12 protein-coding genes are annotated in these 13,265 nt (G+C 63.5%); 3 read left to right on the top strand and 9 right to left on the bottom strand.

Translation table 11 applies throughout. From position 1 onward, the window contains the following. The first annotated feature begins 101 nt into the window (after positions 1-101). Entirely contained in the window at positions 102-977 is an 876-nt protein-coding gene (locus M3I56_RS04060) for a DUF2092 domain-containing protein (protein WP_254352666.1), read from the top strand. A 161-nt stretch (positions 978-1,138) separates the two neighbouring features. Here M3I56_RS04060 and M3I56_RS04055 read toward each other — a convergent pair whose 3' ends face one another. The 7 genes from M3I56_RS04055 to M3I56_RS04025 all read right to left on the bottom strand — a co-directional run bounded on the left by M3I56_RS04055 (position 1,139) and on the right by M3I56_RS04025 (position 10,798). Next, positions 1,139-2,176, bottom strand: a complete 1,038-nt coding sequence (locus M3I56_RS04055) for a zinc-dependent alcohol dehydrogenase family protein (RefSeq protein WP_254352665.1) — start codon at positions 2,174-2,176, stop codon at positions 1,139-1,141. A gap of 251 nt (positions 2,177-2,427) precedes the next feature. Next, entirely contained in the window at positions 2,428-3,519 is a 1,092-nt protein-coding gene (locus M3I56_RS04050; protein WP_254352940.1) for a porin, read from the bottom strand. A 93-nt stretch (positions 3,520-3,612) separates the two neighbouring features. Beyond that, positions 3,613-4,155, bottom strand: coding sequence for a hypothetical protein (locus M3I56_RS04045; protein WP_028207888.1), 543 nt, complete (start codon positions 4,153-4,155; stop codon positions 3,613-3,615). A gap of 306 nt (positions 4,156-4,461) precedes the next feature. After that, positions 4,462-7,515, bottom strand: coding sequence for an efflux RND transporter permease subunit (locus M3I56_RS04040; protein WP_254352664.1), 3,054 nt, complete (start codon positions 7,513-7,515; stop codon positions 4,462-4,464). Next, a complete protein-coding gene (locus M3I56_RS04035; protein ID WP_254352663.1) occupies positions 7,512-8,651 on the bottom strand; it encodes an efflux RND transporter periplasmic adaptor subunit in 1,140 nt (379 codons plus the stop codon). The genes M3I56_RS04040 and M3I56_RS04035 overlap by 4 nt, the downstream gene beginning before the upstream one ends. Positions 8,652-8,656: 5 nt before the next feature. Then, positions 8,657-10,129, bottom strand: coding sequence for a TolC family protein (locus M3I56_RS04030; RefSeq protein ID WP_254352662.1), 1,473 nt, complete (start codon positions 10,127-10,129; stop codon positions 8,657-8,659). A gap of 153 nt (positions 10,130-10,282) precedes the next feature. Further along, the gene (locus M3I56_RS04025) at positions 10,283-10,798 is read right to left on the bottom strand and encodes a class I SAM-dependent methyltransferase (protein ID WP_254352661.1); all 516 of its coding nucleotides are present in this window, start codon (positions 10,796-10,798) and stop codon (positions 10,283-10,285) included. Positions 10,799-11,391: 593 nt separating this feature from the next. Between M3I56_RS04025 and M3I56_RS04020 the strand changes: the two genes are divergently transcribed. Further along, entirely contained in the window at positions 11,392-12,024 is a 633-nt protein-coding gene (locus M3I56_RS04020) for a class I SAM-dependent methyltransferase (protein WP_254352660.1), read from the top strand. Positions 12,025-12,051: 27 nt separating this feature from the next. Here the strand turns inward: M3I56_RS04020 and M3I56_RS04015 are convergent, their stop codons facing one another. Then, complete coding sequence (locus M3I56_RS04015) at positions 12,052-12,276, bottom strand: hypothetical protein (protein ID WP_254352659.1); 225 nt, start codon at positions 12,274-12,276, stop codon at positions 12,052-12,054. 396 nt (positions 12,277-12,672) lie between these two features. Between M3I56_RS04015 and M3I56_RS04010 the strand changes: the two genes are divergently transcribed. Further along, positions 12,673-12,927: a hypothetical protein gene (locus M3I56_RS04010; RefSeq protein ID WP_254352658.1), complete on the top strand. Its 255-nt coding sequence runs from the start codon at positions 12,673-12,675 to the stop codon at positions 12,925-12,927. 90 nt (positions 12,928-13,017) lie between these two features. Here the strand turns inward: M3I56_RS04010 and M3I56_RS04005 are convergent. Continuing rightward, positions 13,018-13,265, bottom strand: a 248-nt coding sequence (locus tag M3I56_RS04005; protein ID WP_254352657.1) for a 4Fe-4S dicluster domain-containing protein, incomplete at its 5' end; no start/stop codon positions are given.

Genomic DNA, 13,265 nt, shown 5'->3' with positions numbered 1-13,265 from the left:
CGGTCGCTGTGCCGCGTGGTTCGCCGTCCGTGAGCGGCCTGTTGGGCATGCCGTGTGCTACAAGCCCGTCGTTTTATACGGATGCTCAGTCAGGAGACGTCTTGAAGAAGAAAGTCTTTTCCGGAGCCGTTCCTGCCAAGCTCGCCTTGTCGCTCTGCGCCGCTATCGCGCTCTCCGGCTGTGCGCATCCGGAAAGCGGGGAGTACACGCAGGCGCAATCGAATGTGCCATCGCCGCTCACCGACCTCGACAACGAAAAGGGCGCCGCCGCCCCAAACACGGCGCAGCCAGCCGTTGATCAGCAGGCGCTCGACGCGCTCAATGCCATGGGCGCTTATCTGCGCACGTTGCGCAAGTTCGAGGTCGATGCGGACACGTCGACCGACGTCGTGCTCGACAACGGCCAGAACGCCGCGCTGCTGCGCCATACGATGCTCAAGGTCAAGCGGCCCGACCGTTTGCGCGCCGACATCACGGGCAACGGCAACGTGCGCGGACTGATCTATGACGGCCGCGAGTTCATGACCTTCAACGAAAAGAAAGGCTATTACACGCGCAATGACGCGGCGCCGACGCTAGATGGTCTCGTGCGCGAACTCGCGAATACTTGGCGTATCGAAGCGCCGCTCGCGGAGCTTTTCTATTGGGGCAACGGCAAGGACGACAACACGGCGATCACGGCGGCGCAGGCGCTCGGCGTCGAGAAACTCGATACGCGCTGGTGCACGCATTACGCGTTTCAGCAGCGTGGCGCCGACTGGGAAATGTGGATCGAGCAGGGACGGCGGCCGCTGCCGTGCCATTTGGTCGTTACCGACACGACCCAGGCCTCGAGGCCGCGCCATGAAGTGACATACCACTGGAATCTGGCGCCGTCGTTCGTCGCATCGACATTCGCGTTGCATCCGAAACCCGGTGCGAAGCGAATCGAACTGGAGCCAGCTGCCGCGCGGCCTTCGTTCGAGGAGGCTCAGTGAAAGAGCGGCGCAAGCAACCGGTCTCGTTGATTTCGGGCCATGGGGACCAGGGTGGCAACGGGCGGGAAGACTTGCCAGATGGCGCTCCCCGCGGATTTATCCTATTTAACATAAGATAAATTATCGAAGTTTTTTTCGATGTTCGCAAACATCGATAAGCATCACATCTCGACAATGACCTTCAACGCCTGCGTGCTGGCCGCCTGCGAGAACGTCTCATACGCCTTGGGCATGTTGTCGAACGCAAACCGATGCGTGATCAGCCGGTTCGGATCGATCCGTCCGACGCGCACGGTTTTGAGCAACATGGGTGTGCTCACCGTGTCGACGAGACGCGTCGTGATCGCCACGTTGCGGTCCCAGAGCTTGTCGAGGAAAAGCGACGCCGGCACGCCGTGCACGCCGATGTTCGCAATTACGCCGCCCGGCGCCACGATCTGCTGGCACAGTTCAAACGTCGCAGGCACGCCAACGGCCTCCATCGCGCAATCCACGCCCACACCATCCGTGAGCTTCATCACCGCATCCACGGCATCGCCCGTGCGCGGATCGATGCACGCCGTCGCGCCGAATTTCTTCGCGCATTCCAGACGATTGGGGTCCATATCGATCATGATGATCTGCGCGGGTGAATAAAACTGCGCGGTCAGGAGCGCGGCCAGCCCGATCGGCCCGGAGCCCACAATGGCCACCGTGCTGCCGGGCTCGACCTTGCCGTTGAGCACGCCGCATTCGAAGCCCGTCGGCAAGATGTCCGAGAGCATCACGAGCGCGGCCTCGTCGAGGCCGTCGGGAATCCGGTACAGGCTCGTTTGCGCGTGCGGCGTACGCACGTATTCGGCCTGCGTGCCGTCGATGCGATTACCGAGAATCCAGCCGCCCGTCTTGCAGTGCGAATACATGCCGCGCCGGCAGTACTCGCATTGTCCGCAACTCGAGATGCACGAGACGAGCACGTGATCACCGACTTTCAGCGTCGAGACGCCACTGCCGATTTCGTGAACGACGCCCACGCCTTCATGGCCGAGAATGCGGCCCGGCTCGCAACTCGGCACGTCGCCCTTGAGAATGTGAAGATCGGTGCCGCAGATCGTCGTCTTCGAGATCTTGACGACGGCGTCGCCGGGTCCTTGCAACGCGGGCATTGGCCGCGTTTCGAGTGCGAACTTGCCCGGACCGTTGTAGACCAGTGCTTTCATGGTTCCTCCATCGACAACCGGAAATGTGCCGGCTCGCCGGGCGCCCTCCTTTCAGTCAGCGGGCGCGCGGCGAGTCCGTCTTCCTCTGCAAGGTTTGCATATTTCGATACACGGTGAGCCGCCGTGAACGGATTCGAAATAGCGACGACGTCGCCCTTGCATTCATGATCGTAGTCCAATGTCCGATGGCTACGAAGTGATGGCGTGGAGGTTCATGCGTTAAGCATGACTTTCTTGTGCTCGCTCAAACGCTAGAACAGATGCCGGATACCGACCTGCACACCGAATTCGCTCTGACCCGGTCCCGGCGTCAGGAACGAACCCGTCGTAATGCTGGCGCCCGCCATTTTGAACTGGGCGGTGCCGTAGTTCTTCAATTCGGAAACCGTGCCGTAAAGCCGCGTGCCCTTCGAGAGATCGTAGTTGACGATCGCCCCATACTGCAGGGCGTCGTTGCCGAGATGCGTGCTGTCCTTGGTGTAGGCGGCGCCGGCACCCACGCTGAAGAACGGCGTGAAGCGGTAGTCGGCCGAAAGCGAATACGTGCTGTGCCAGTCGCCCGCCGTATTGCCGACCGGCCCGACCGTCGGATCGTATTTTCCCGCCGGGTTGCTGAGCGCATTGCCCGTGGTCGCGGAAATGACGTCGTTGGCGCGGAAATAGCCAACGTAGATGCGCCCCCACCCGTAGTCCAGATTGCCGCCCGCCATGAATTCCTGCACACGGTTGGACGCTGTCGCATTCGCCGCATTCAAATAGGCAAGCGCGAGATAAACCGGGCCCTGGGTGGTCTGCACCCCGGCCTGATACACGGCGTTGCCCGCGAGCGTGCCCGGCTGGCCGCCCACCGAATAATGCAGTTCGACCTGGGTCCCCACGAACTTGGGCGAGATCCACGCAATATCGTTGTCGACGCGCGCCAGCCAGTTCGCGAAATTGTTGTAGCCCGAGGCGTAGGTCGCCGCGCTGAAGGCGTCCATATTGCCGCTCCAGGCGAACATCGGCGTGTTCTGCCGGCCGAAGCGCACCTCGCCGAAGCCACCGCCCACACCGACCCACGCCTGGCGATCGAAGAACCGATAGCTGTTCTGCAACTTGCCCGTACCCGGATCGAAGCCGCTCTCCAGCGCGAAGTTCACGCGGTATCCGCCGCCTATGTCCTCCGTGCCGCGCAAGCCCCAACGGCTCGTCATCAAGCCGTTATTGCCGAGCACGGCGAGCGACGTGGTCTTGCCGTCGACTTTCGTGTTCTGGTAGCCGGCGAACACGTCCAGCACGCCATAGAGCGTCACCGACGATTGCGCCATTGCCGGCGTACTGGCGATGACAGCCGCAGTGGCCACCGACAAGCTAAGGAATCCTCTATTTAGCGACATCGTCACTTTCCCTTTCCCCAGTTGTTGACTTCTTGATAGTTCGGCGCTGAGGTGAAGGTTTCAGCGTGCGCGGTCGGTCGCAAGCATGCGCTTGACCACGAGTGCGAGCGGCACGGTGAAGCAAAAGTGCGACATGAAACCGCCGATGATGACGACCGGGTCGTAGTAATTCGGATGGTTGTCGGATGCGATGCTGATCGCCACATGCATGACGATCCAGGCCAGGATCGCGTAAAAGAGCGCGACGAACGTGGCCTCGTAGCCACGGCGGCGGAAATACGGCCAGACCGCGGCGAACAGCACGCCCCACGCAATCGCGAAGAAGAAATGAATGGCAGTCCCGAGGAAATACGCCCAGATGCCGAGCGAGTCCTGCACGCCTTTGCCGAACACGAGGCCGGTCGCGTTGCGGGGAATACCCGCAAGCGGCATGAGATGCTGGGCGCCGACCCAGATGAGCGCCTCGTAAATCCAGATGATCACCGCGCCCGTCAAGCCGCCGGCTATGCCGGCGCGCAAGATAGCGCCGAGCGTTGGCTTGCCGTCGATTGCCGTTTTCGTTCCTTGATACCCGCCCTCACCTACGCTTGCATTGCCGCTCATCGCCGTCTCCTCCTGTCATACTGCACGAAATGTTTTTCGCCAAGATAGAAACGGGGCTAACGGAAAACTACATCGGGTTAACGGCAGGCAAGAGGCGTTCCGTGGGCAAGAACGCGCGCGCAAGGCACGTCCGTGGCTCGCGATGAGCCGCGCGGCGCCAAGCTGGACAAGGCTTGGCGCGATTCATCGGTGCACGGTGGGGGGCTGGCAGACCGGCTTGCAGACCCGGTCGCCGATAAGAGAAATCGATACGGCGGAAACGACTTCGCAACGCCAGGTCTGCAAATGCGCTCCCTATGCCGCCACTCACCTCCCCCCTTTTATCCGCAGCAGGAGGCGCAGCAGCACAGGCAGCACCAGCAGCACGAGCGGCATCTGCACGATCAAGCCCGAGATGATTGCGACGGCGAGCGGTTGCTGCATTGCGGAACCCTGGCCGAGCGCGAAGGCAAGCGGCAGCAGCGCGAGAATGGCTGCGATGGTCGTCATCGCGATGGGCCGCAGGCGATTGCGGCCCGCGGCCTGCAACGCCTCCTCGAGCGGCACGCCCTCGTCGCGTACGAGCCCCTGGAACTCGGAAACGTAGAAGATTGCGACCTCCGTCACGATGCCGACGATCATCGTCATGCCCATCATCGCGGAGATGTTGAGCTCAATGCCCGTCACCCACAGCCCGATGAAAACGGCGCCCGTGGCGAGCAGCGGCATCGCCATCACCGCGAGCGCCACGCGAAAGCGCTCGTAGAGGAATAGCAGCAGGCCGAACACCAGCGCCACGGCCGCGCCGAACACCGCGAGCAGCCCCTTGAAGGCGATCTGCTGTTGCTGGTACAAGCCGCCAAGTTCGTAGTAGACGCCCGTCGGCAGGAGCGCGGGATCGGCAAGCGCGCGCTGCACGTCGGCGATCGTCGAGCCGAGGTCGCGCCCATCGATGCGCGCCGTCACCGCCACCATGCGCTTGAGGTTGTCGCGACTGATCTCGGGTTGCCCGCTCACGTGCACCGGGTCGGCAACGCGTGAAAGCGCGAACACGTGCCCATCCGGCGCGCGCAACGGCAGGCGCGCGAGTTCGGTGTCCGTCATTTGCAGCGCGCCTTGCGCACGCACGCGCACGCCGACCGTCTTCGGGCCGTTCTGGAACTGCGTGGCCAAGTTGCCGTCCAGCAGGTCCGAGACCTGCTGCGCGATTGCCTGCGGGTCCATGCCCTCGGCAGCGGCGGCGTCGGGGCGTATGCGCAGATCGATGGCGTCGCCGGCAGGATTGATGCCGTCGTTCACATCGACGATGCCGCTGATCTTGCCGATGCGTGCGGCCACACGTTGGGCGGTCGTGTCGAGCACATGAGAGTCGTCCGAGTAGATCTTGATCTGCACGGGCTGCGGAACCGCCGTGAGGTCGCCGATCAGGTCCTCCATCAACTGCGCAAGCTCGACGCTCACACCCGGCACGTTTGTTTCGATCTGCGAACGGATCTCCTCCATCACCGTGTCGATCGGTTCGCGGCTACCCGACTTCAGGCGCACAAAGAAGTCCCCCTTGTTCGGCTCGTTCAGGTCGCCGCCAAGTCCGGCACCGGTGCGGCGTGAATACGTCGCCACATTCGGGTTCGCGCGAATGATCGCTTCGATTTGTTGCATCAGACGATCGGTTTCGGTGATCGACGTGCCCGGCTGCGTGTGATAGTCGAGCACGAAACCGCCCTCGTCCATCGACGGCATGAAGCCGCTCCCGACGCGCGTGAACGCGAGCGCCGAAAGCAGCGCAAGCGGAACCACGAGCGCGAGCACCCACAGGGGCCGCGCGCTCACGCGCGAGACGAGCCGCGCATAGGTGCGGTTGAGCCATGCGGCGAAGCGCGTTTCGCGATGCTCCTCCGCATCTTTCGCCGTGAGCCAGCGATCACAGAGAATCGGGATCGCGAGCCACGTGACGAGGAACGATATAAAGAGTGCGCTCGCCATCGTCACGGAAAGCGCCTTGAAGAACGCGCCCGTTACGCCCGAGAGAAACGCCAGCGGCACGAAGATGATGAGCGTTGCCGCGGAAGAGCCGGCGAGCGGTCGCGTGAATTCGAGCGCCGCGCTCATCACGCGGCCATGAAACGCATGCGCGCCGGCTTCGCGCATACGCCGCGCGATGTGCTCGATCATCACGATGGCATCGTCGATCACGAGGCCCACCGCCGCCGCCATCCCGCCGAGCGTCATGATGTTGAAGCCCATGCCGAACACGTCGAGCAGCAGAATGGTCGCGGCCATTACGACGGGCACGAGCGCCACCGCGATGAGCGTGATCTTCGTGTTGCGCAGAAATACGAAAAGAGTGAGCGCTGCGAGCACCACGCCGATCATGATCGCATCGCGCACGCTGGTGGCCGAGGCGATCACGAGTTCGCTCTGGTCATACCAGTTCGAGAGCGTCACGCCGTGCGGCATCTGCGGGCCAAAGTCCTTCAGGCGTGCGCGTATCGCCTGCGCCATCGCCACACTGTTCGCGCCGGGCTGCTGGTAGACGTTGATCAGCACCGCGTCCTGACCGTCGGCGGTCACGCGGATCCATTGCGGCACGGTCCCCTGGGCAACGGTGGCCACATCGCGCAGGCGGATCTGCGTCGCGCCCGCGGAAGAGACGACCACGTTTTTCAGCGTATCGAGCCCGCTGAAAGCCGAATTCGCCACGACGAGATAGAGCTTGTCGTGGTCCTCGATGCGCCCGGTGGCCATCAGCACGTTGCCCGCGCCGATCGCGCGCGAGACATCGGCGACCGAAAGCTTGTACGTCGCGAGGCGCGCGGGATCGACGGCAACTTCGAGCTCGTTGCGCGCCCCACCCGTCACGTCCACGCGCGCCACGCCCGCAACGGAGGAAAGCAGCGGACGCAACTGGAACTGGGCGAGGTCGTAGAGCTGCGAGAGCGACAGGCGCGACGACGTCAGGCTGTACGCGAGCACCGGAAACACCGTGGGGTCCATCCGGCGCACCTGCATGGTGGTGCCGGGCGGCAGCGTCGCGAGGATCTCGGCGATGGCCGACTGCGCTTGCAACGTGGCTTGCGCCATGTCCGTGCCCCAGTCGAAATTCAGGGAGATTTCCGCCGCGCCCCGGCTCGTGCGGGATTCCACGTCGCGCACGTTCGGCACCCGCCGCAACGCTTCTTCCACCGGCATGGTGACGAGCGTCGCCATCTGTTCGGCCGGACGGTCGCCCGCGTCGAGCGAAATCACGGCGCGCGGAAAGGAAACGTTCGGAAAGAGCGAGATCGGCAGACGCAACGCGGTGAGCGCACCGGCAAGCGCAGCAAGCGCGATCACGAACAGCAGCGAACGTCGATGGCGCTGCATCCACTGGCTAAACGTCATCGCGCGCCGCCTTGCGCTACGCGCACGGCCATGCCGTCTTCGAGTTCGTAGTTGCCGACGACGACGAGCGGCCGCGAGGCGTCGAGCGCGCCATCCACGCCGTACGTATCGCCATGCTCGACTTTCACCTTCACGTCGACGCGGTGCGCCTTGTTGTTCGGCGCGATTTGAAACACATAGCTGCCCTTCGCGTCCTGGAGTACCGAGGCGCGCGGCACGTTCCACCACGTGCCGGTCTGCGTGTCGATGTCGGCCCGCACGCGCGTTCCTGGCAGGAAGGCGGCGCCCGCGAGCGGCACGCTCGCACTCACGTTCACGAGCTGGCTCTGCGCGTCGATGGCTGCGCCGACGAGCACGATGCGCCCCTGCGCACGCTGCGACCCGAGCGAAGCGGACAGCGGGCGCAGCACGACACGATCTCCGGCGCGCAGCGCGAGCGCATCGGCGGGCTCGACGCCCAGCGAAATGTTCGCGGCATTGCCCGCTGCTCCGTTGGATGCCACGAGTTGGGCGAGCGCCGTGCCCGCCTGGATCCGGTCGCCCGGTACCGCGGCAAGCTGCGCGATGACGCCGGCCACCGGTGCCGTGATCGTTTTCGAACCCGGTGCAATACCCGTCGCTTGTTGCGCAGCGAGCGCCTGCTGTGCGTCGTCAAGCGCTTTTTGCGCCGCGGCGAGCTGCGATTGCGTGGCGAGACCGTCGTGAAAGAGCGAGCCGGTGCGCGCGAGTTCGCCGCGTGCGAGCGTCGCTGCGCTTTGTGCCTGCGTATAGGCGATCACGGCGTTCGGATCGGCTTGCACAACGAAGAGCGCGGCGCCCTGCGCGACGGTCTGGCCGGGCTGGACGAGCACGCGCATGACGCGTGCGAGATACGGCAGGCTGATGGTCGTTGCGTTCGAAGCCGCAGACGCGACCGCGCCATACGCGACGACGGTTTGGGCGACCGGCTGGCGCACCACGTGCACGACCTGCACGGCGGCGGATGGCGCAGGCGTGCTGCCCGAGGAGCCGGCGTCATCGGCGCGCGCTGCATGCGGTGCGAAAAGCGTTGCACCAGCGACGAGTGCGGCCGCCGCGCCGAGTGCGTAGACGGTGACACGCGTGCGCGTGCCGGAAAGAAAGCGGTGCTCAGTCATGGAGATCAACGTGCAACGATGGTATTGGAGGGCGCGCTTTCAGCAGTGGCGCCTCGCGCGGGCTGAGTCTGATCAGGATCGGGAATCGCGCTGCCGAGCAGCGCCTGGAGGCCAATGCGCTGCTCCGCTAGCGCTTCGCGCGCGGTGGCGGCATCGATGTGGCGCGCGAGCGCTGCGCTTTGCGCGTCGACGTACTGGCCGAGCACGATGTTGCGCGCCGCGTAGGCGTCGTGCGCCTGCGCGGCGGCACGCTCGAGCCCTGGCAGCGCAGCGTCATCCTGATCGAGTTGATGCGCGGCGATCGCGCTGTCGGCACGCAGGTGGGCGATATCGGCGTAAGCCGCGTTCAGGCGTATCTGGTATTCGTCAGCGAGACGCCGTCGCGTGGCCTGCTCGATGGCGATATTGCCGCGATTGCGGTTGAAGACCGGCAGCGTGAGGTTGATCGCGAAGCCACTCGTGTAGATCTCCGAAGTGTCGCGCTGGCGCGTAAAGCCCACCGAAAGACTGGGGAACTGGTTGAGGATCGCGGCGCGGTATTTCTGCTCCTGCGCCTCGTAGCCTGCCTGCAGCGCGATCAGATCGGGACGGCGCTGCGCCAGCTTCGCAACGGCGGCGTCGAGCGTGCTATCGGGCATCGGCGTGACTGCCGTGTCGCCTGTGAGTGCGAGCGTCGTGTCGGGCGCGAGGCCGAGCAGCGCATTGAGGTCATGGTGCGTCTGCTCGCGCGCGTGCTGCATGTCGGTGTATTGCTTGCGGGCGTCTTCGTAGGCGGTGAGCGACGCGGTGACGCTGTCCGCCGTGACGTTGTGCTCGCTTGCCGCGTGTGCGGTGCGCTCATAACGCATGCGGGCCAGCGCCGTCTGCTGCTCGAGCAGCGGCAACACCTCATCCTGAAAGCGCGCTCTCACATACAGTTGCTTCGCTTGCGCAACAACCTGCCACTCCTGCCAGAGCAGACCGAGGTCGGTCTTGCGAACCGTGGCGTTGGCGGACTTCGTGTTCGCGCCACGTGTGACAATCGCCATCACGTCCATGCTCAGGCCGTAGCTGAACGCGCGCGACAACCCAACAGCGCCGGGATAGTCGCTGGAGATGCTTACTTGGGGATCCGGCAGGAGTCCCGCCGAAAACGCCTGCGCTTGCGCAATGCCGAGATCGTCGCGGGCAAGTTTCAGGTCGGGATTGTTGACGACGGCCAGCATCGCGACGTCCTCGATATCGAAGCCGTTCGATGGATCGAAGCGATGCGCTGCAAGCTCGGGCAACGGCATTTTCGCGGGATCGATCTGCACCCGCGCGAGCGCATCCTGCGTTGTCAACGAAGGACCCGTAGCCAATGGCTGCGCCTTGTAGCTTGCGCAACCGGCAAGCAGTGCGGTGCCCGAGACAACGGCGACGAGCGTGGCACGCGCGCGATGCGGGATGTTGAAGTGAAAGACGCGCGGATACATCGCGCGAGACTGCGGGCTGGACAATATGGACTCCTCGAGCCAATCCCGCGCAGCATGAATGCGCGAGCATGGACCTGAACGCAAACGCCACACGTCGGTAGCGTTGCGGCAGGCATGCGGCACATTCTGCAGGGTTAACGCTTATGCAATCCTTAAGCAGGCGTCCGTGTCCAATCGCTACGGCCGCTTCGCCGTCAGATAGGCGATGCGCTCAGCGCCGAGTTGCGCTCCGCTTTCGAAAATCGCCCGCATCCTGACTTCCAGATACGCGCGCTCATCGCGGGTAGATTCTTTTTCGAACACCTCTTCCAGGCTGGGCGCCAACGGGTGGGGCGAGGTACGAAGAAACGTTTCCCAAGGCAGGCTGTCTTCTGTTCGCACTTCGATGTGCAATTCCAGATGAATGTCAGTGAAGCCCGCGTCGATCGCGAAGCGCACGAGGTCGCGCTCACCATAATTCGTGATGGGGAGCGAGCGCGCCTTCTCCGTGTCGGGGAACTGCGCCGCCCGGCATCGGAGCAACAAGGGAGAGAAGGGATCTTCCGTGTGCCGTAGCAACGGAGCCGAAATATCGGTCATGAGCACCCGGATCGAGGCGCCGGCCCGTTCAATCGCGCGAAACCCGACCAGACCATCACCCGTGCCAATGTCGGCCAATGTCATGCCAGGGCGAAGGCGGACGTAATCCAGCACACGGTCTGCGTATTTTGTGATCTCGGCACGGACATCGTCCTCATGGGCGCGATCGTCGCCATGACGCTTCCGGAGGATCCATCTGGACCAGTTGTCCTGAGTTACGTCGTTCGTGAGGAGCAGGCCAATAAGCTGGGGTAAGGCGCAAGGCGTGCGATAGGTGTGGTCTGGCGCCGGTTTCGCACGCCCTACCCTTCAAAAATGGGCGCCGGGAAAATCGGCCTTTACTCCGGCGTGCTTGATCCGCTCGCAAGTTGCGCGAAAACCGCGACGTGCAAGCCACCCGCTTTTCGGCACGACCGCCCGACGCGCTCCAAGTGCGTCTGAAAAAACCACGCCAATAAGATAACTTTTCTTATCACAATGGCATGATTTTAGCGAAAAACTCTCCACTGCAAAAACGCGCCGCAGGCGGCCATCACTTCGGCTCGGATTCCCTCACATCGACCGCGCGACTCGCACGCTGGGTCCTGAGCGCCGTGCAGACCTATTTTCAGTGACAATATGTGAGAGCGTCCTCGCGCTGCCGAAGGAAGCGAGCGCGTAGACGCTTTCGGACATCGAGCTTTGCGAGTAACGCGGCAGGAGGTTTTATGCAGTCGCGGGATCACTGGAATCGCGTCTATACGACAAAGACGCCGACCCACGTAAGCTGGTTTCAGGAGCATGCGCTCCAGTCGGTGGCGCTCATTCGTCAGGCAGGTTTATCGAAGGACGCGGCCATCATCGACGTGGGCGGCGGGGCCTCGACGCTCGTCGACGACCTCGTGGCGGACGACTATCGCAACGTCACGGTGCTGGACCTTTCCGACGCCGCGCTCGCCGCCGCCCGCATGCGCCTGGAAACGCGAGTGGGCGAACGCGCAAGCCGCGTTTCGTGGATCGTGGGCGACATCACGCAAATCGAACTGCCCGTGCGGGCTTACGACGTTTGGCACGACCGCGCCGTGTTTCATTTCCTGACGAGCCACGAAGACCGGGAAGCCTACGTGAACGCCGTGCTGCGCGCCGTGCAACCGGGCGGCATCGTGATCGTGGCGACTTTCGCCGAGGACGGCCCCGACCATTGCAGCGGGCTGCCCGTCATGCGCTATAGCGCCGATGCGTTGCACGCCGAATTTGGCGCGCCCTTCACGCTGCTCAAACAGGAACGCGAGGAGCATCACACGCCGGGGGGCGCCACGCAGAAGTTCATCTACTGCATGTGCCGTAAAGAGACTTCGTGAACCTGCTTGTCGTTGATGCGCGCCGTTTCAGGGTGCGAACGCGAGTGCGGCGTTTTCCGGAAGATTTTCGAGCGCGCGGCTGCCATCGCGCAGCGCTTCGCTCTCGCCGTTGAAGGTCGTTTCGCTGTATGCGATGAGCTTGAAGCCGCTACCCGCGCTGCGAGGGATGGTGATACCCCAATGCCACCCTCCTTCCTGTTCGAAGACGTGCAGCTTCAGAGATGCATGCAATGTGTTTGATCGAATCGTCATGTCACGCCCTCCTTTGCGAAAGCGTCGAGGTAGCCGGCAGACATTGATCAGTGTAGGCATCATTTTGTTGCGGCGCAATAAATATCGACGTTGAGTGGCGATGCTACGCCATCGCGCGTCGTCATCCGGCAACAAAGCGAAACAGGCCGCAACGAGAAGCAACAAGCGGAAACAAAAGTAAACAAGCGTGCAGCAGCGCAGAGCTGTGCCGCAGGGTCACGCGCTCTGCCCCTTCAAAAGGAGGTTGCCACGCATCTCGTAACACGTCCCGGTCTATCCGATCGAGCCCGACGCGGACCCGATGGCCCCAGTGGCACACCTCGTTTGACAAGCTGCAACGCGAAGTGCCCGACGACGTGCTCGTGCTCCCCTCGCATAACGATTGCTTTTACGGGGTTGCACGCGCGCATCGAGCGTTTGCGCCAGGGGCAGGACAAGAGCCTCGCGCGCCTGCGCGCCACGCTCGCCGAACTGCGCCGCACCGTGAATGTGTTCGGTGCGCTGTTCGTGCGGCGTATCGGCGAAGACGATCTCGGGCAGGTGAGCCTCGCAACCGGCGAGAGCCTGGCGCGCCTGAACTACCTGCTATATCGCGGCGAGGTGAAACGCGAGCTGCGCGACGATGGCATGTACTGGTATTCGCGGACGTAAAAAATGGCAGGGAAGGCGCACTACGCCTCGCCTGCGACAAGCCGTATCGATGGCACGCACCGGAAAACCCGGAAAATCTTCCGTCGGTGCTTACATGTTCGGATAGTTCGGGCCGCCGCCGCCTTCGGGCGTGACCCACACGATGTTCTGCGTCGGGTCCTTGATGTCACAGGTCTTGCAGTGCACGCAGTTCTGCGCGTTGATCTGCAGGCGGTCGCTGCCGTCGTCGTTCTTCATGAACTCGTACACCGCGGCCGGGCAGAAGCGCGCTTCGGGGCCCGCGTAGGTGCGCAGGTTCACGTTCACGGGCACGCTCGCGTCCTTGAGCGTCAGGTGCG

It is taken from the genome of Paraburkholderia sp. CNPSo 3281 (genome assembly GCF_024206515.1).
GTDB lineage: Bacteria > Pseudomonadota > Gammaproteobacteria > Burkholderiales > Burkholderiaceae > Paraburkholderia > Paraburkholderia nodosa.
The sequence above is the reverse complement of the archived record's forward strand: the minus strand, read 5'-3'. Positions and strand labels throughout refer to the sequence as shown.